Origin of the sequence: Cryobacterium sp. Y62 (assembly GCF_002929785.1) — a bacterium.
Classification (GTDB): Bacteria; Actinomycetota; Actinomycetes; order Actinomycetales; family Microbacteriaceae; genus Cryobacterium.
Genome location: NZ_PJJK01000065.1, coordinates 1 through 17,151, shown reverse-complemented (window position 1 = coordinate 17,151; position 17,151 = coordinate 1). Strand labels below are relative to the sequence as shown.

18 protein-coding genes are annotated in these 17,151 nt (G+C 65.2%); 8 read left to right on the top strand and 10 right to left on the bottom strand.

All coding sequences use genetic code 11. The features are described 5' to 3' along the window. Window positions 1-180: 180 nt before the first annotated feature. The 4 genes from CXY71_RS01685 to CXY71_RS22290 form a co-directional block, all read right to left on the bottom strand. Window positions 181-504, bottom strand: a complete 324-nt coding sequence (locus tag CXY71_RS01685) for a hypothetical protein (RefSeq protein WP_104133988.1) — start codon at window positions 502-504, stop codon at window positions 181-183. Window positions 505-533: 29 nt separating this feature from the next. Next, window positions 534-1,757, bottom strand: a complete 1,224-nt coding sequence (locus CXY71_RS01680; RefSeq protein ID WP_368665846.1) for an acyl-CoA dehydrogenase family protein — start codon at window positions 1,755-1,757, stop codon at window positions 534-536. Between the two features lie 136 nt (window positions 1,758-1,893). Then, window positions 1,894-2,763, bottom strand: coding sequence for a metal-dependent hydrolase (locus CXY71_RS01675; protein ID WP_104133987.1), 870 nt, complete (start codon window positions 2,761-2,763; stop codon window positions 1,894-1,896). A gap of 141 nt (window positions 2,764-2,904) precedes the next feature. Beyond that, window positions 2,905-3,027, bottom strand: coding sequence for a hypothetical protein (locus tag CXY71_RS22290; RefSeq protein WP_255408738.1), 123 nt, complete (start codon window positions 3,025-3,027; stop codon window positions 2,905-2,907). A gap of 185 nt (window positions 3,028-3,212) precedes the next feature. Between CXY71_RS22290 and CXY71_RS01670 the strand changes: the two genes are divergently transcribed. Continuing rightward, complete coding sequence (locus CXY71_RS01670; RefSeq protein ID WP_104133986.1) at window positions 3,213-3,455, top strand: hypothetical protein; 243 nt, start codon at window positions 3,213-3,215, stop codon at window positions 3,453-3,455. A 44-nt stretch (window positions 3,456-3,499) separates the two neighbouring features. On the opposite strand, the gene CXY71_RS01665 is transcribed toward CXY71_RS01670, so the two are convergent. From CXY71_RS01665 to CXY71_RS01655, 3 genes are read right to left on the bottom strand one after another with little or no spacing between them, the layout of a single operon-like run. Then, window positions 3,500-4,846, bottom strand: coding sequence for a threonine/serine exporter ThrE family protein (locus CXY71_RS01665; RefSeq protein WP_104133985.1), 1,347 nt, complete (start codon window positions 4,844-4,846; stop codon window positions 3,500-3,502). Further along, window positions 4,843-6,048, bottom strand: a complete 1,206-nt coding sequence (locus CXY71_RS01660) for an acyl-CoA dehydrogenase family protein (protein WP_199184154.1) — start codon at window positions 6,046-6,048, stop codon at window positions 4,843-4,845. The genes CXY71_RS01665 and CXY71_RS01660 overlap by 4 nt, the downstream gene beginning before the upstream one ends. Window positions 6,049-6,085: 37 nt before the next feature. Continuing rightward, entirely contained in the window at window positions 6,086-6,973 is an 888-nt protein-coding gene (locus CXY71_RS01655) for a DUF4349 domain-containing protein (protein WP_104133984.1), read from the bottom strand. A 144-nt stretch (window positions 6,974-7,117) separates the two neighbouring features. On the opposite strand from CXY71_RS01655, the gene CXY71_RS01650 reads away from it, so the two are divergent. Beyond that, window positions 7,118-7,339, top strand: a complete 222-nt coding sequence (locus CXY71_RS01650; protein ID WP_104133991.1) for a hypothetical protein — start codon at window positions 7,118-7,120, stop codon at window positions 7,337-7,339. 63 nt (window positions 7,340-7,402) lie between these two features. Then, the gene (locus CXY71_RS01645; protein WP_233204330.1) at window positions 7,403-8,182 is read left to right on the top strand and encodes an alpha/beta fold hydrolase; all 780 of its coding nucleotides are present in this window, start codon (window positions 7,403-7,405) and stop codon (window positions 8,180-8,182) included. Window positions 8,183-8,269: 87 nt separating this feature from the next. Here CXY71_RS01645 and CXY71_RS01640 read toward each other — a convergent pair whose 3' ends face one another. Then, window positions 8,270-9,220 carry an SDR family oxidoreductase gene (locus CXY71_RS01640; RefSeq protein ID WP_104133982.1) on the bottom strand — a complete coding sequence of 317 codons (951 nt, stop codon included), beginning with the start codon at window positions 9,218-9,220 and terminating at the stop codon, window positions 8,270-8,272. Window positions 9,221-9,668: 448 nt separating this feature from the next. On the opposite strand from CXY71_RS01640, the gene CXY71_RS01635 reads away from it, so the two are divergent. From CXY71_RS01635 to CXY71_RS01620, 4 genes are all read left to right on the top strand, one after another. After that, window positions 9,669-10,787: an adenosine deaminase gene (locus CXY71_RS01635; RefSeq protein ID WP_104133981.1), complete on the top strand. Its 1,119-nt coding sequence runs from the start codon at window positions 9,669-9,671 to the stop codon at window positions 10,785-10,787. 57 nt (window positions 10,788-10,844) lie between these two features. Then, entirely contained in the window at window positions 10,845-11,282 is a 438-nt protein-coding gene (locus tag CXY71_RS01630) for a PTS sugar transporter subunit IIA (RefSeq protein WP_104133980.1), read from the top strand. Further along, window positions 11,279-11,554: a PTS sugar transporter subunit IIB gene (locus tag CXY71_RS01625; protein ID WP_104133979.1), complete on the top strand. Its 276-nt coding sequence runs from the start codon at window positions 11,279-11,281 to the stop codon at window positions 11,552-11,554. The genes CXY71_RS01630 and CXY71_RS01625 overlap by 4 nt, the downstream gene beginning before the upstream one ends. A 165-nt stretch (window positions 11,555-11,719) precedes the next feature. Beyond that, entirely contained in the window at window positions 11,720-12,412 is a 693-nt protein-coding gene (locus tag CXY71_RS01620; protein WP_104133990.1) for a hypothetical protein, read from the top strand. A 72-nt stretch (window positions 12,413-12,484) separates the two neighbouring features. On the opposite strand, the gene CXY71_RS01615 is transcribed toward CXY71_RS01620, so the two are convergent. Together CXY71_RS01615 and CXY71_RS01610 are read right to left on the bottom strand one after the other, a co-directional pair. Next, window positions 12,485-14,152 carry a phospho-sugar mutase gene (locus tag CXY71_RS01615; protein ID WP_104133989.1) on the bottom strand — a complete coding sequence of 556 codons (1,668 nt, stop codon included), beginning with the start codon at window positions 14,150-14,152 and terminating at the stop codon, window positions 12,485-12,487. A gap of 284 nt (window positions 14,153-14,436) precedes the next feature. Beyond that, window positions 14,437-15,270, bottom strand: coding sequence for a purine-nucleoside phosphorylase (locus tag CXY71_RS01610; protein WP_104133978.1), 834 nt, complete (start codon window positions 15,268-15,270; stop codon window positions 14,437-14,439). 181 nt (window positions 15,271-15,451) lie between these two features. Between CXY71_RS01610 and CXY71_RS01605 the strand changes: the two genes are divergently transcribed. Then, window positions 15,452-16,888, top strand: a complete 1,437-nt coding sequence (locus CXY71_RS01605) for an NAD(P)H-quinone dehydrogenase (RefSeq protein WP_104133977.1) — start codon at window positions 15,452-15,454, stop codon at window positions 16,886-16,888. Window positions 16,889-17,151 lie beyond the last annotated feature (263 nt).

Sequence of the window (17,151 nt, the reverse complement as noted above, 5' to 3'; positions counted from 1 at the left end):
TGCAGCGCACCGAAGGCCGCTACCTCCTCGAAACCATGTGCATCGGAGGCGGGCAGGGACTCGCCGCCATCTTCGAACGCGTCTAACAGCATCCGCTTCGCCGAGGTGTGAGTTTGAGCCAGAAATTCGCTTGAAATGGTTCTAAACTCACACCTCGTTAACCGGATGGCCGCTAAAACTTCAGACCGCGCCCACATCCAGGTTGATGTAACCCAGGTAGCCCGCTGTGGTGGTCTCGATCGTCAAAGGCTTGTTCACGTGCACCTTCAAACGAATGTGCACGGTCCCGCCCCGATACCAGCCAGGCCAGACGGTGGTGAACTGCACGATCCCGTTGGCGTCAGCGATCTGGGCCGCGCGCAGATAGGTGCCATCATCATCGGGCGTCGCCTCGGAATCGTCTTCGAAGCGCTGCCGTCGGTCGTCGCGCCCAAGCCAGCGCCCCGGCTGCCGGTGGACGCACTCTCGAACCCGGAGTACACCCCGCCGGCAGCGCAATGTCACAGCTCGGCGGGCGGATGCCTTGGGGCCTATTATTGAAACGCGGAGATGCCCGTGATCGCGCGGCCGACCACGAGGGTATTGACCTCGTAGCTGCCCTCGTAGGTGTACAGGGCTTCGGCGTCGGCGAAGACGCGGGCCATGCCGTAGTCGGTGGAGATGCCATTGCCGCCGAACACCGAACGGCCCAGCGCCACGGATTCGCGCATGCGCGCGCTGGCTGAAGCCTTGGCCATCGCGGCGTGCTCCGGCCGCAGCGTTCCAGCCTGTTGCAGCTGGGCGATGCGCACCATCAGGCCGAGCGATGTGGTCGCATTCTCGAGAATGCGCACCAGCTTCTCTTGCACGAGCTGGAACGAGGCGATTGGCTTGCCGAATTGTCGGCGTTCGAGCGCGTAGCGCAGCGCATAGTCATAAGCGGCGAATTGCAGGCCTACGGACTGCCATCCGACCCAGACCCGCGAATTGGTGAGTAACCGGTTGGTATCGCGAAAGCTCGTTGCACCGGGCAGTCGGTCGCGTTCGGCGACCACAACGTTCTGCAGGGTGATCGTGGCGTTCTGCACAATGCGCAGGGCGATCTTGTTCTCGATCTTCTCGGCAGTGAACCCGTCTAAGGTCGCGTCGACGATGAAGCCCTTGATCTGGTCGTCGGCGGTGTCGCGCGCCCAGACCAGCACATTGGCCGCGAAGGTTCCGCTGCCGATCCAGCGTTTGACGCCGTTCAGGGTCCAAAAGTCGCCCGTGCGGGTAGCGGTTGTCTCCATATTGCGCGAGACATCGGAGCCGTGGTTCGGTTCGGTGAGCGCGAACGCGCCGATCTTGCGCAGGGAGACAGCATCAGCGAGGTAACGGTCGCGCTGGTCGTCGGTACCGAGCTGGGCGATAGCCGCTGCGAACAGGCCGCTGTGCACGCCGACGAAGGTCGAGATAGAGGCATCGACGCGGGAGAGCTCGACGGTCATGAACCCGTGCAGCAAGAAATTGTCGCCGCGCGCACACAGGTCGACGAGGTTCAGGGTAGTCAGGGCGGGGATGATTTCAAACGGGAACGTCTCGTTGTTCCAGTGCTCGGCGACGACGGGTCGAATCTCGCGTTCGAACACCGCGCGGGCTGTGGCTACCAGATTCCGCTCGTCAGCGGTAAGGAAATCCTGGTAGGAAAAGAAATCGGTGGTGGAGCCGGTGTAAAATTCGGGGCTGGGCGCATCCATTTCGGTACCGCCGATCTTCGGGCTCTCAACGACAATGCTCATGGCTGGTCCTCTCTGACCGGGTACCCCTGAATTGTGCCCTTAGAGGCGGAAATGCGCAATCTCTCGCAGATTAACCGTGCAAGGTGCGTGATGGATGCCCCGATTGTCCCCGCAAATTGCCCCGGATGCGTGAAAACTAACGCGTGGCGGAAGTGTTCATGGTGAGCACGTCGGTGCCGTCTTGGTCGTGCAGGCCGAGCGTCACGGTCACGACACCGAGCGTGCCGAGCGACTCGACATGGGTGCCGCCGCAGGGGATGCGCACGGTCGCATTGGGCAGTTCGCAGGCCCAGTAGCGGCGATCCGTCAACAGATCACCGTCGCGGTCGATGCGCACTGCGGCATCCGTCACGGTCCACGCGAGGAGGGTCGTGTTAATGGCCGCTTCGATCGACGCGAGCGACTCGGCGAAGCCGTCGACTGAGAAGCCTTTCTTGCGCAGGGATTTGCCGAGCCGATAGGTATCAACCGACGCGTTCTGGCCGATCAGTGATTCGTCGATGGCGAGGCCGTCGAAGTCGGGGTGGCCAAGCGCGTCGGGGCGTACCTCTTTTTTCCACCGCTCGGCGAGAGCGTCATTCAGGGCGAGGGAGGCCAGATGGCAGATGGTGTGTCCGGCGCTCGTGGCGTCGCGCAGGCCCTCGTCAACCTCGACCGTGACGCTATCGCCGGCGTTCAATCCGGCCGCGTCGACGACGTGCACCACGACGAAGGACCAGCCCGGGGTGCCTTTGGCTACCGGAATATCCGCACCGATATACAGCGCAGCCCCGTCGGTCGCTCCGACGATGCAGTCCTCGACCGGCCAGAACGCGGCGCCGTGATGCAGCAAGGCTTGGTCAGGGCCCTGATCGGGCCAGCCAGCATCGACCGGATGCACGCAGGTCGCATCGAGCAGCACGGCTGAGCGTCCGTCCGGCAGCGGCTCGGAGTGCAGCACTGTCGCCTGCGCGTCGACGGCGCCGCTCGGGTAGAGCACGCGGGTGTCTTCGGTGGGCAGGGTCATGGCTGGTCCTTTCACAAGCGGATGCTATCGGTCATGCCGACGAAAAAAGGTGCCGCCACTATCGTGGCGGCACCTCGAGCGCCAGATGCAGCGCGTGGTGCCAGGGTACGTCGTACCAGAAGCACCGAGAAGATGCAGAACCTAGCTCTTGCGGGCCCGAGAAGCGGTCTCTTCAGACTTCGCCTTCTTGTCGGCCCTCTTTTCCTTGAGGGACTTGTCGGCAACCTTCTTGGTTGCGTCCTTTTTCGGTGATTTGTCAGCCATTGTGTACTCCTTCGCGCCGAGCCGTGGGGCTCCGTCTCCTCGAGAATACGCGGGTTTGCGGCATCCGTCATCTCTGCAGCCGACCGCGTTACCGGAACCGTCGAACCCGGTCGGAGCCCTGTGCACGGCTGTCGGTGTGTCGTATGCTGGCGCTACAGTGAACCCGTTCGTCGAAAGGTAACGTCATGAGCCACAGCGCCACTTACCGGGCAGTTCTCTTTGGACCCAACCCGATTGCCGCCGGAACCGAGGTTGAACTGGAATACATCGACGGTGAGTATCAGAACGTGCTGGTGCTCGAAGCGGTCGAAGACACCGAAACGATCACGCGCACCTATAAGCGTGGCCGCGAAACTGACGAGCCCATCCCGTATCGATTCGTCGAGGAAGACCACATCGAAGCGGACGAGGCGGACGTTCCCAACTGACGCGTGCTGCGGCATCCGTTTGACAGCGGATGCTGCCGCACGCGCTAAATGCGCTTGGTTGCGTCGCGGCCGCGTCGCACCGGCAGAGCCATGAGCGGTCCGACGAAGCGGCGCTGCAGTCGGCGAGCCGGGCCCCAGACGATCTGCACAATGTACTGGGACAGCAGTGCGCCGGCGGCGAGGGCCATCGCGATGCCGGCAGCGGTGAGCAGCGCGAGCAGACCATTGATATCGCCCTCGGAGAGCTGGAGCAGCCCGCGAAACAGGGTGAGTCCGGGCACGAGCGGCACGAGCGCCGTCACCATGATCACGAGCGGAGGCGTGCGCACCATGCGCGCCGCGACCGCCGCGAGCAGGCCGACGCCGAGGGCGCTCGCCGCCGAGGCCCAGACCAGGCCGAATCCGCCGGCCATCGCAGCCACGAACAGAAATTCGGCGAGCGCGCCGAGCACGCAGACCACCCAGATCGCCCGCCAGGGCACCTGCACGGCCAGCGCGAAGCCGATCACGATGACCAGGGCCGCCACGAGCAGCACCGGCAGTACGCCGATCGTCACGATCGGGTTCGAGTCGATCTCGAGCAGCAGACCGAACCGGGCCAGGAACAGCGCAGAGCCCGAGACTCCGGTGACCAGGCCCGCCGTGATCAGCAGCGCTTCGACCAGCCGGGCGGTGCCGGTCAGGTAAAACCCCGACAGTGTGTCATGCACGGCACCGAAGGTGGTGACACCGGCCAGCAGCATAATGATGGTGGCAACGACCACGAGCGAGGGGTTGGCCGTTGGGTCGATCACCCGCACGATCGCGGCGACGAGCGGGCCGACCGCACCGCCGACCACGGTTTGGTAGAACAGCGGAACCTGGTGGTGGTCGAGCGCCGAAGTGGCCCAGTCGATGATCCAGGTCGCGATGAACGCGGCCACGATCACCGTCGGACCGCCGCCGATCAGCACGGCGGCGCCGGCGCCGACCAGGCTCCAGCCGATGCGGCGCCATTGTTTGGGTACCTGCGGCTTGGAGCTGACGATGGTGGCGAGGATCTTGCGGGCCTCGGCGACCTCGATCGGCTTCTCGATGATGTCCGCGATCAGCTCCGAGGTGGCGGTGAGCTTGGAATAGTCGAGGGAGCGGTACTTCACGTTGCGGCTGCGGGTGATCGACTCGTGCGTCGCCGGGTCTTCCTGCGTGAGCGTGATGATGGTGTGCGTGATGTTCGCGTCGGTGCCCTTGAGCCCGTAGGCTCGGGTGAGTGCGATCATGGCGGCGGTCGCGTCTTCGGCGCCGGCGCCGGCGGTGAAGATAACCTCGGCGAGACGCATGGTGAGGTCGAGCACGGCCCGGGTATAGCCGGAGTGGTCGAGGGTGATGGCGGTGGTTTTACTGAAACTCATGAGGTGGGCAAATCGAGGGGTCCGAGAACGGATGCTGCGGCGGTGCCGTGCGCGGAGTCCGCGTCGGAGGGGTGGAAGAAACCCGCGAGCACGTCGCGGTAGAGCCGGGCCAATTCGGAGGATGTGGCGTAGGCGGAGCCGCCGGCAACCTGCACTGCGGTATCGACGACGAACTTGGCGTTTTGGGTGGCCCGGTATTTGAGCCCGGAGAGCTGCGCGAACCAGGCCGGTCCGACCGTGAACGAACGCTCGTCGACCGCCCGGGCGAGGGCGTCGATCTGCGGATAGATGCCATCCATCGCAATGACGAGGTCCCCGACCCGCCACCGCGCGACCGGATCCTGGGCGTGCGTGCGCCCGTCGTTCTTCAGCGAGGTGCGCCGGTGTGCGCCCGCGACGGCGAGTTCGAGCGCGCGCTGGCCGATTCCGGTGTACACGGCGCTGAGCAGAATTTCAAAGTTGGCGAAGATGCCAGCGACGAGCGGGTCGCCGTTCGGGCCGACCGGCAGCCGGCGCACGACCCGGTCGGGGCGGGCCAGAGCGCCATCGAGCACGGTGCTCTGGCTCTGGCTGGCGCGCATGCCGAGGGTATCCCAGTCGTCTTTCGAGCGGATGCCGGCATCCGCTCGATCGAGAAACGCCCAGACGATCGCGGGGTCAGTCGCGTCGGAGGAATCCAGGCCGAGGGTGCCAAGTCGGGTCCAGGCGGGGGAGAGTGAGGTGAACACCTTGGTGCCGGTGAACCGGTAACCACCATCGGCCTGGGGGAGGGCATCCGTTTGCGAGCTGAACAGCACCAGGTCGTTGCCGGGTTCGCTCACGCCGAAGCCGAAGATCTCGCCGTGGCCGGCTTCCTCGAGCAGAAAATCGAGCGAGTGGTCGCCCTGTGCGTGCAGGCTGGCAGCAACACCGGTCCAAATCAGGTGCATATTCACAGCGAGGGCGGTGGCCGGGGCGTGGGCGGCGAGCCGGGTCTGCTCGCGCACGCTCTGCTGCAGGGTGCGGCCGAGTCCGCCGAACTGCACCGGCACGAGGGCGCGCAGGTAGCCGGCAGCGACGAGCACCTCGAGATCTTCGGTGAAGAAGGCGTTGGCCCAGTCATACCCGGCGGCCCTTGAGCGGATTCTGGCCAGCAGTTGGTCAGACAGCACCGGCTGGGTCGCGGGTACAAAAACGGGCGCTGCCGGAGAGGTTTCGGGCAGGGCCCTAGCAGGGAAAAACTCGGTCACAGAGACAAGCCTATGCAGCCTTGCGCCGCCGCGCGAACACCCGCGCGATCAGCAGCACAATTGCCCCGAAAATTGCCAGCATGATGAGCCAGGGCAGGGCCACTCCGAGGCCGATCAGCAGGCCGCCGAGGGCGGCGACAAGGGCCGTCCAACCGGCGATGATGCCGGTCCAGAAGTTGTCGGGGCCGCCGGAGGCCACGGTGCCCTCCGTTACCAATTCGAGCTGGACGGTCGAATAATCGATCTGATCGGCGAGAAAGTCGCGCTGAGACTGCAGGCTTTCGAGCTCACCCTGCCGACTCGACAAAGCGTCTTCGATGCTGATCAGGTCGGTTGTGCTCGTCGCCGAGGCCATCAGCGCCAGTAACCGGTCGACCGAGGTGGTCAGAGCCGTGATCCGGGCGTCGAGGTCCTGGCTCTGCTGTGTCACATCCTGGGCGTTGAGCGAGACGAAGTTGAGCCGACCGAGTTTCTTGAGCTCGGCCAGGGTACGGTCGAGTTCGTCCGACGGAATGCGCAGGGTGAGGTTAGCGCTTGCCGGCTGACTGGGGGTGCCCGGGTTTTCGCTGCGACTGTCGACGCGTCCGCCGGCCTGTTCGGTGATGGTGACGGCGGATTCGCTCGCCGCGACCGGGTCGGTGGCCGTGATCGATACGGACCCGGTGGTTATGACATCGCGGTTGGACGTGTTCACGTCGCCGGTGCTGCCGGTAACGACGCTTTCGGTGGCGGCCTTGTCGTCCGAAAAGCCCTGTTCCGGCGCGGCCCCGCCGACGACGCCATTCGACGAGCCCGTGCCCTCCGATGAGTCCGTGCTCACCGAACCACTATTCGCCGTGCATCCCGCCAACAACACGGTCGCCAGCAGGACCGCGATCACACCCCAGGTTCGTCTCATGATTCACCGTACCGAGCGGGGTGGGCGCGCTGTCTGGGGGCAGTCTGGGAGTCGGATCACAATTGGGACTCGGTGCCTACCCCCCGAAGTATGGTCAGGGAGTCGGCGGTTCAGCCCGACTGCAAACTCGACCAGGAGGACAACATGGGATTCGTAGACGATGCCAAGGATGCGCTCGATGCCACCGGCAAAAAAATCGGCCGGGCGGCAGATGACGCCAAGGACCGCATCGAAGACCGGGTCGACGAGGCCAAGGCCGACGCCAAGGTGAAGAAGGCCGAGGGTGAGGTCAAGCACGCCGAGGCCGAGCGCACTGCCACCGAGTCCAAGAACGACTTCAAGGCCACGCTGCGCGACGATAATTAGCACATGACCTGGTGCGCAAAACGGATGCGCAGAGTGCGTCGGTCCCGCCCACCGCTGTTGCACGTGGCAACGGATGCCGGTACCGGCCCGGTTGTCATTCTTGTGCACGGCATCGCGTCGTCTTCGATTACCTTCTACGAGGTGATCCCGCTGCTCACCCCGAATCATCGGGTGATCGCGGTGGACATTCTGGGCTTCGGGCAGTCACCGGCACCGGATGGCTGCGAGTACCGGCTGGAGGATCATGTCGGGGCCCTGGCCGCGACCATCCGCTCATTGAAACTGCGCGAGCCGTTCGTGCTGGTCGGCCACTCTCTCGGCAGCCTGATCAGCACCCGCTACGCCGCGATGCAGGGGCAGGGCCTGGGGGCGAGCGCCTGGCGGAGGCTGACTGGCAGCGGCACGGTGTCGCGCATGGTGCTGGTCGGTCCGCCGGTCTACGTTTCGCCGAGCGATATTGGGGATCCGCGGGTCAAGGCGCGGGTCAGCGCCTACCTTCGGGCCTACGATTTTCTGCGCGCCAACAAGGACTTCACGCTCGCCAACGCGTCGATCATCACACGGCTGCTGCCCAAGGGCACCTTCGAGCTGACCGAGAAGACCTGGACGCCGTTCATCAAGTCGATGGAGCACTGCATCGAATCGCAAACCGTGGTGAGCGATATCGCGAGCCTCGAGGTACCGGTCGACGTGATCTACGGCGCGCTGGACGCGTTCATCGCGCACGGCAGCATGACCATCATTGAGCGGATGCGCCACGTTACCATGCACAGGGTCGAGGCCAACGACCACATCATCCGCCGGCGCCTGGCCCGGGTGCTGGTGAACGTGATTGACAGCTGAACCGTGGGTGTGGTGCGGCTCGTGGTCGGTTGGTAGGCGCTCGGTGCGGGGCTGATTTGGGTTCTGTCGGGCGCAGGGGTGGCTTTACTAGGCGGTTGGGTAGGTCACTCCGGTGAGTTCCTCCGAGATCGACCAGAGGAGGCGGGCATCCGCTTCTCTGAGTGATTGCGGGGGCAGCTTGGCGGGTGCGGGGGCGCCGGTGAGCTCGCCGAACCCGCCAGGGCCGTAGTAGCCGCCGCCGGCCGCCGCCGGGCTGGTCGCCGCGTACAGGGCAGGGAGGATACCCTGGTCGATCTGCTGCCACAGCCAGCCGATATGGTGCGAAGCCGAGTTAGCGGCGAGAAAGAGCCGGGCCGACGCACCGTTGTGGGTGGGACCGGAGATCTGCAGGTTGGTGACGGTCGCACCCGGGTGCGCGGCAACGCTGCGCACGCCCCAGCCGTCGACGACGCTGCGTCGGTTCAGCTCGCGGGCGAACATGAGCGTGGCGAGTTTGGAGAGTCCGTAGGCCCGGTGTGCCCGATAGCGCAGGCCCTGCAGGTCGTTGAAATCGAGGCGACCGGTGCGGGCAATCAAGCTCGAGAGGCTCACGACCCGGCTGGTCCCGGCAGCCCGCAGCAGGGGCAGAAGGTGTGCGGTGAGCGCGAAATGGCCGAGGTGATTGGTACCGAACTGCAGCTCGAATCCGTCTTCGGTCTCGTCGCGCACCGGCGGCATCATGAGGCCGGCGTTGTTGAGCAGCAGGTCGATCGGGCGTCCCTCTTTCGTGAGTTCCGCACCGAAACCGGCGATGCTCGAGAGCGAGGCCAGATCCAGATGACGGATGCTCAGGGTCGCCTCCGGGGTCTGCTCGCGAATGCTGTTTGCGGCCGCGGTGCCTCTCTCTTCGTTACGCACGGCGAGGACGACCTCGGCCCCGGCCTGCGCGAGGCGCCCGGTGAGGCCGAATCCGAGGCCGCTGTTGGCGCCGGTGACTACGGCGAGCTTGCCGTGCAGGTCGGGAACGGTGATGTCGTTCGGGTGCGTTGTCTTCGTCATGAATCTCCGGGTCGTCGTGTGTTCCATCCAACCCGGTCGACCAAGGGAAGTCACGCGGCGGGCCGCGGCCCCGGGCGTATTCACGGGTGGCCGACAGTGCCGGCTGCGACGACGATTTGACGTGACGCGGGTGTCGAGCCGCTTCGCGCGACGCCCGCGCACTGGCGCAGCTCCCGCGCGGCGTGATGCGACAGGCGCCGCAGTGCTGCCCGCTCACCACACTTCGAGCTCAGCGCCCGAAGAGGGTTCCAGCACACCCCATAATCGGCAACGAGAAGGTCTGCCCTTCGACCAAACGCCAAACGCCACACGCCACACGCCAAACCGCTGCAACACTCACCCGCGGCATTCGCTCGCCGTATTACTCATGGTCCGTGCAGAGGCGCTCCGATAAGCTGGGCGAGCGGTTGTAGTTCACACCCGTCCCCGTACCGAGGAGCTTGTTCGTATGACTTTGATCGAGGAATTCCTCATGCCCGGCGGCGGCACGAGCATCAATACCCTGCCCAAGATCTCCCTGCACGACCACCTCGACGGCGGGCTGCGTCCGCAGTCGATCATCGAACTAGCCGACTCCATCGGCTTCGTGCTTCCCACAACGGATGCCGACGCGCTCGGCGAGTGGTTCTCCGATCAGTCCAACGCCGGCTCGCTCGTGGATTACCTCAAGACCTTCGACGTCACCACCGCAGTGATGCAGACCCGCGAGGGCCTCAGCCGGGTCGCCCGCGAATTCGTCGAGGACCTCGCCGATGACGGCGTCATCTACGGTGAGATTCGCTGGGCTCCCGAGCAGCACCTGGCTCGCGGCCTTACCTTGAACGAGGTCGTCGAAGCCGTGCAGGACGGCATCGAAGCCGGCATCGAGAACGTCGAGCAGTCGGGCCGCAGCATCCGTATCGGCCAGCTCATCACGGCGATGCGTCACGCCAACCGCAGCCTTGAAATCGCCGAACTCGCCGTGCGCTATCGCTTCGACGGCGTCGTCGGCTTCGACATCGCCGGCGCCGAGGCCGGCTTCCCGGCCGGCAATCACCGTGGCGCCTTCGACCTGCTGGCCCGCGAGTTCATGCCGGTCACCGTGCACGCCGGCGAGGCCGACGGGCTGGACAGCATCCGGGGTGCCCTGTTCGACGGCCGCGCGCTGCGCCTCGGCCACGGCGTTCGCCTCGCCGAAGACGTCACCATCGAACGCCAAGACGACGACAACACCTTCGTCACCCTCGGACCGGTCGCCCAGTGGGTGCGCGACCGTGAGATCACGCTCGAGCTGAGCCCGTCCTCGAACCTGCAGACCGGAGCGGTCGCCGCCTGGGGTGAGGAGCTCTTCGACCACCCCTTCGACCTGCTGTACCAGCTCGGTTTCAAGGTCACCGTCAACACTGACAACCGTCTGATGAGCGACACCACCCTGTCCCAGGAACTCGCTCTGCTCTCGGATGCCTTCGGTTACGACCTCGGCGACCTCGAGATCTTCCAGCTCAACGCTGCCCACGCGGCTTTTCTGCCGTTGGAAGACCGCGAAGAACTCGTCGAAGCCATCGAAGCGGGTTTCGGCGACGCCTAGTACCGTTCTGGAGGGCCGGCTGGCTCGCCCAGCACCGCCCCACAACCGAAAGTAACCATGTCACTTCCGCACCTTCCGCTTGACGCCATCACGATCGGCGCGCACGTTGACGACTGGACGGCGGCCATCACGGCCGCCGGCGACGCCCTCGTGCGTTCCGGAGCCGCCACACCCGCTTATACCGATCGCATGATCGCGGTGATTCATGAATTCGGTGCCTACATCGTGATCGCGCCTGGGCTCGCGCTCGCGCATGCCCGTCCGGGAGCGGATGTTCTCACCGACGGTCTCTGCGTCGTCACCTTGGCCGAGCCGGTCGACTTCGGGCACCCGCACAACGACCCGGTCAGCGTGATCGTCGGCCTGGCCGTGACCGGCGCCGACGACCACCTGCAGTTCGTCGCCGAACTCGCCAACGTGTTCAATGACCCTGCGGTGATTCCGGCGCTGGCCGGCGCGACCACCGCTGAATTCGTGCAGAGCGTCTTCTCGTGAAGATCGTCGTGATGTGCGGCATCGGCCTCGGCACTTCGGCCATTCTCAAGGTCAACGCCGAGCGCGCGCTCGAGCGGCTCGAGATCGAGGCGAGCGTGCAGGCAACCGATGTTGCCGGCGTGCGCTCTGTTGCCGCTGATGCCCAGGTCATCCTGAGTTCGTCGGAGCTCGTCGGCGCGATTGGCAAGACCAATGCCGACGTGATCGTCATCAACAACTATTTCGACGTCGACGAACTCGTCGCTAAGCTCGCCATCGCGCTGGGTTCCTAGCCCCGATCCGGTCGCGAAGATCTGGCAAATCACCGGCGGCCGCGACGTCGACGACACCTACCGTCACCTCCGTGTTTGGGGCCTGGCGCCGGGCGCCGGTTCTCGCCAGCGCATTGAAGTTCGCCTGGTGCGGTGCATAACGCGCCACGGGCCTATGCTCAGCGCATGAGCGACAGTGTGAAACAGGGCGCACGGGCCGAGCACCGGTGGCCGGCCGTACTGGGGTTGTTTGTTGCACTCACGCTGTATGCCACCTTGCCGAGCACATTCCTGCCCGGCCTGCGGTACACGGTCGTCGCCATCGGACTTGCCATGCTGATACCGCTCCTCGCCCTCAACCCGTACCGACTACACCGTGAAACTCGCTGGTCGAAATACCTCGCGACCGGTCAGGCCGTGCTGCTGGTCGCGGCCAACGAGGTCGCACTCGTTCAGCTCGTAATCCAGCTCACCTCGGGCGACAAGAATGACGGGCCGACCCTGCTGCTCGCGGCCCTGCAGGTGTGGGTGACCAACGTCATCGCGTTCGCCCTGGTCTACTGGGAACTCGACCGCGGCGGCCCGGTCTCGAGGCGTCACGCCGATCGGGCAGACTTTCCCCCGGCCGACTTTCGCTTTCCGCAGGACGAAGACCACGACGCCATCGAGGAGGTAGCCGCGAGATCGTCGCAGCGCACCGGCTGGGTCGCGTCGTTCTTCGACTATGTCTACTTCTCGCTGTCGAATTCCATGGCGTTTAGCCCGACCGACACGATGCCGCTGTCGTTGCGCGCCAAAGCGCTTATGGGGCTAGAGTCCTTCGGAGGTTTCGTGCTGCTGGCCCTCGTCATCGCCCGGGCGGTGTCCCTGCTCCGCTAACCGTCGCCGTCACCATTGCTTCCGGTCCCGGGCCTAGAACCCTAAGGTGGGCCCGGCGAGTGGTTGCCCCACCTACTCGATCAGCGCGCGCATCCCGCGGTCGAGCTCATCGAGGGCCGCCTGCGCCGCGGCACGGCGCTCGACCAGCGTGCCGACCGTGCTGCGGGTGTCGATATACACCTTGAGCTTGGGTTCGGTACCGCTCGGGCGCACCATGACGCGCGATCCGTCGGTCAAACGGATGCGCAACACGTCACTCGGCGGCAGGTCACCCAGCCCCCACCGAAAGTCGTCGATCTCGTCGACACGAATGCGTCCGACATGGGTCGGCGGGGATTCCCGCAGGCGTGTCATGACCAGGGCGATCGTGGAGACTTCGGAGACCCGCACCGAGATCTGCCCAGAGGCGTAGTGTCCGAACTTCTCGCTGAACCGTTCAAGGTAGCCAGCGAGGGTCGTTCCTTCCGACTTGAGGTCGCTGACCAGCGACAGCAGGGCGACGGCTGCCGAGATACCGTCCTTGTCGCGCACGCTATCCGGGTTGACCAGGTATCCGAGCGCCTCTTCGAAACCGTAAACCAAGCCCGGAACCCGCGATACCCATTTGAACCCGGTAAGGGTTTCGACGAAACGCAGGCCGTAGGCATCCGCTACCGCGTGCAGAGCCGGCGATGACACGATCGAGCAAGCGAGAGCGCCCGGGTCTGAGACGTCAGGAGTAGCCAGGGCCGCGGCGCGCCAGCCCAGAATCGCTCCGACCTCGTTGCCGCTGAGCCGGCGATAACCGCTCACGCTCGAGATGTCGGGGATGGCGACGGCAAGCCGGTCGGCGTCGGGATCGTTGGCGATAATGAGCTCGGCATTCACCTCACGCGCGGTCTCGTAGGCGAGGTCCATCGCGCCGGGCTCTTCAGGGTTCGGAAAGGCGACGGTAGGAAAGGCCGCGTCGGGCGCGATCTGCGCGTCGACCAGGGTCGGCAGGTCGAAACCGGATTTTTCGAGCACGCGGCGGGTGGTGTCCCAGCCGACGCCGTGCATGGCGGTGTACACCGAGTTCACCTGCGCCCGCGGCGTGTGGGCAATGCTGGCCGTTTCGGCGATGTATGCCTGGACAACGGTTTCTTCGGCGGTCTCGTAGCTGGCGCGCGGCAGGTGCGGCACGTGCTCGTCGGCGGCGACGCGCAGAATCTCGTCCGAGATGGCTTTGTCGTCGGGGGAGACGATCTGCGCGCCATTGTTCACGCCGCCCAGATACACCTTGTAGCCGTTGTCGTTCGGAGGGTTGTGCGAGGCCGTAACCATCACGCCGCAGCTTGCGTCGAGATGCCGTACGGCGAAGGCGAGCACGGGCGTGGGCAGCAGCCGTGGCAAGAGGATGGCGCGCACTCCCGCGCCCGCCATCACCGCCGCGGTGTCGGTCGCGAAGACGTGTGAATTCTTGCGTCCGTCGTAGCCGATGACGACCGACGGGGTCACCCCGGGCGCAGCGTGTCGCAGCAGGTAGGTAGCCAGGCCGGCGGCGGCCTGCGAGACGAGTACGCGGTTCATGCGGTTCGGTCCGGCGGAAATCTCACCGCGCAGCCCGGCCGTGCCGAAGGCGAGCCGGGTATCGAAACGGGAATGCAGATCGGACAGCGCTGCGCTGTCGCCGTCTCCGCCGGCATTGATGAGAGCGCGCAACTGCGCCTGCGTCTCCGGATCTGGGTCCTGGTTGAGCCAGGCCCGCGCGGCCTGCAACAGCGCTGCGGTGCGGTCGGTCGGGGTCTCCGGGGTTTCGTGGGCAACCGGCGCGGTCGCAAGGTCGTCGATATCAGCGTCGTCGGTTGTGATGGTCGGAATGGCGACCGTCGGTTCTGAGCCGGCGTCGTCGCTGTCCTGCACGATCGGGAGGGCGCGGGTGGGAGTCTCGGTCTCGTCGGCCGGGTCGGCGGCGGTGACGTGAGCAGTCGCATCCGCTGGCGGGCCGGAGTGGCGACCGCCGCTACGTTCGACCGGCTGCCGGGCGTTGACGCGATCCGAGCCGCTCACAGCGCAGCCACGATCCGCGCGAGGAGCGCGCTGATCACCGGTTCGGCCAGGGCGCCGGCCTCGATGACCTCGCCATGGCTCAGCGGCGTCGGCTGAATGCCGGCGGCGAGGTTGGTAATGAGCGAAAGACCCAGCACCTCCATGCCGGCCTGCCGGGCTGCGATGGCCTCAAGCGCGGTCGACATGCCCACGATGTGGCCGCCGATCGCCTTGGCCATCTGCACCTCGGCGGGCGTCTCATAGTGCGGCCCGCGAAACTGGCAGTACACGCCCTCGTCGATGGAAGGGTCGATGCCACGCGCGACATCACGCAACCGCTTCGAGTACAGATCGGTCAGGTCAACGAAATTTGCGCCCTCGATCGGCGAATCGAAGGTCAGGTTGATGTGATCGCTGATCAGTACCGGCGTTCCCGGCTTCCACGATTCACGGATGCCGCCGGCCCCGTTGGTCAGGATCATCGTCGTCGCTCCGGTCGCCGCTGCCGTGCGCACACTGTGCACGACCCGGCGCACGCCGTGACCCTCGTAGTAGTGCGTGCGGGCACCGATCACGAGCGCGCGCTTGCCGCCGGGCAGCAGAATCGAGCGCAGGGTGCCGGCGTGGCCAGCCAGCGCGGGGGCGCTGAACCCGGTGATGTCGGCTGCGGCCACGGTGTGCGTCGTCTCGCCGATGAGGTCGGCCGCCTTGGCCCAGCCGCTGCCGAGTGTCAGGGCGATGTCGTGCCGAGGCACTCCCGTGATGCCGGCGATCTCCGCTGCGGCCGACCGAGCTGCCTCAAACGGGTCAGTTTCGGGCAGGTCTAACGGGTTGATCTCGTTCGTGAACATTTCACTACTCTAGAACCCCCGCCAACCATGCGGAGATTTTGCACGAATTCTGCTCATCGGCGCGCCGAACCGGCACTCTGGCGACAATACGGCTCGAATTAGCCGTTTCTAGGGAGAATTTGGGCGATAAGAGCGTACCCGCGGTTTGGCGGGGGGTGCGCGGGCCACGAGAATGGAGTACATGGCCTATGAGTTCGAACGCAAGCAACGCATCGCAGTATTAGGTGGAGGGCCCGGCGGATACGAAGCGGCCATCGCCGGAGCACAGCAGGGTGCAGACGTCACCCTCATCGAAAGCGTCGGTGTCGGCGGTTCGGCCGTGATAACGGATGTTGTCCCCTCCAAATCCCTCATCGCCACCGCCGAGGCGTCGAACTCCATCGGAGAAGCCACCGACCTCGGTGTGCAGTTCTTCGTGCGCGGGGAAACCGGCAAGCCGCTGCGACCCGAGGTCGCGATCAACCTGGCCGCCGTGAACAAGCGCCTCCTCGCCCTGGCGCGTCAGCAGTCCGAAGACATGAAGGCCACGCTCATCCGGGCTGGTGTGCGCTACGTGCAGGGTCACGGGCGCCTCGACGGTACCAACGCCATCGTCGTGGCCACTTCCGGCGACGATACCGCAACGGACTTCGACCGCATCGAGGCCGACACCATCGTCGTATCGGTGGGAGCCAGCCCGCGCGTGCTGTCCTCGGCGCTGCCGGACGGCGAGCACATTCTCACCTGGACCCAGCTCTACAACCTCAAGGCATTTCCCGAACACCTCATTGTCGTCGGTTCCGGCGTCACTGGAGCGGAGTTCGCCTCCGCCTACCGCGCCCTCGGTGCGAAGGTCACCCTGATCTCCAGCCGTGATCAGGTGCTGCCTGGTGAAGACGTCGATGCCGCCAACGTGATCGAGAACGTGTTCAAGCGCAACGGCATGACCGTGTTGTCGAAGTCGCGCGCCGCCTCGGTCAAGCGCTCCAAGACCGGTGTCGTCGCGACCCTCGAAGACGGACGCACGGTCGAGGGCAGCCACTGCCTCATCGCCGTCGGGTCTATTCCGAATACCGCGAATATTGGCCTCGAGCAGGCTGGCGTGCAGATCACCGAGTCCGGGCATATCCAGGTCAACAGGGTCGCCCGCACCTCCATTCCGAACATCTACGCGGCCGGGGACTGCACGACGGAGATCCCGCTGGCATCCGTTGCATCGATGATGGGCCGCACCGCGGTGTTCCACGCGATGGGTGACATCGTCAACCCGATCGAGATCCGCAACGTCGCCGCGAACATCTTCACCCAGCCTGAAATCGCGACCGTCGGCTACACCCAGAAGCAGATCGAAGACGGCCTCGCCCAGGGCGACATCTACAAGTTGCCACTTGCCGTGAACCCGCGGGCAAAAATGATGGGAATCAAGGACGGCTTCGTGAAGCTCTTCGCCCGTACCGGCAGTGGAACTGTCATCGGCGGCGTCATCGTGGCACCCAAGGCCAGCGAGCTCATCTTCCCACTGGCCCTCGCCGTCGAGCACCGGCTCACGGTCGACGAGGTCGCTCGCACCTTCCCGGTCTACCCTTCACTCACCGGTTCCATTACGGATGCCGCCCGGGCGATGCACGTCGTCCTCTAGGAGTGTGAGTTAGTAGTAGTTTTCGGTGAATTTCTCGCTGTTTTTTAGGGTTTGACCAGGACTTTAACGGTTGATTATGAGATAATTGGGTGTGGTTTCCACCACTGACAACGATGGTCTTTTCCCTAAGGCTCTGGTTGAGCGCGTCGAAATTGTTGATGATGACGCGGTCGAGGCTGGCGCGGGGGGGTGCCCCTATGTTTTTGTCAAGCAGCGAGTTGGTGTTCAGTTTCGTAGAGGGTGCCGTCTCGCAGCATGGCGAA

What these genes read in the sequence shown, in the direction of transcription:
- CXY71_RS01680 (WP_368665846.1), bottom strand. Translation starts at nt 1,757, where the DNA reads ATGAGCATTGTCGTTGAGAGCCCGAAGATCGGCGGTACCGAAATGGAT.
- CXY71_RS01665 (WP_104133985.1), bottom strand. Translation starts at nt 4,846, where the DNA reads ATGAGTTTCAGTAAAACCACCGCCATCACCCTCGACCACTCCGGCTAT.
- CXY71_RS01675 (WP_104133987.1), bottom strand. Translation starts at nt 2,763, where the DNA reads ATGACCCTGCCCACCGAAGACACCCGCGTGCTCTACCCGAGCGGCGCC.
- CXY71_RS01610 (WP_104133978.1), bottom strand. Translation starts at nt 15,270, where the DNA reads ATGTTCACGAACGAGATCAACCCGTTAGACCTGCCCGAAACTGACCCG.
- CXY71_RS01650 (WP_104133991.1), top strand. Translation starts at nt 7,118, where the DNA reads ATGGGATTCGTAGACGATGCCAAGGATGCGCTCGATGCCACCGGCAAA.
- CXY71_RS01630 (WP_104133980.1), top strand. Translation starts at nt 10,845, where the DNA reads ATGTCACTTCCGCACCTTCCGCTTGACGCCATCACGATCGGCGCGCAC.
- CXY71_RS01620 (WP_104133990.1), top strand. Translation starts at nt 11,720, where the DNA reads ATGAGCGACAGTGTGAAACAGGGCGCACGGGCCGAGCACCGGTGGCCG.
- CXY71_RS22290 (WP_255408738.1), bottom strand. Translation starts at nt 3,027, where the DNA reads ATGGCTGACAAATCACCGAAAAAGGACGCAACCAAGAAGGTTGCCGAC.
- CXY71_RS01670 (WP_104133986.1), top strand. Translation starts at nt 3,213, where the DNA reads ATGAGCCACAGCGCCACTTACCGGGCAGTTCTCTTTGGACCCAACCCG.
- CXY71_RS01635 (WP_104133981.1), top strand. Translation starts at nt 9,669, where the DNA reads ATGACTTTGATCGAGGAATTCCTCATGCCCGGCGGCGGCACGAGCATC.
- CXY71_RS01640 (WP_104133982.1), bottom strand. Translation starts at nt 9,220, where the DNA reads ATGACGAAGACAACGCACCCGAACGACATCACCGTTCCCGACCTGCAC.
- CXY71_RS01655 (WP_104133984.1), bottom strand. Translation starts at nt 6,973, where the DNA reads ATGAGACGAACCTGGGGTGTGATCGCGGTCCTGCTGGCGACCGTGTTG.
- CXY71_RS01605 (WP_104133977.1), top strand. Translation starts at nt 15,452, where the DNA reads ATGGCCTATGAGTTCGAACGCAAGCAACGCATCGCAGTATTAGGTGGA.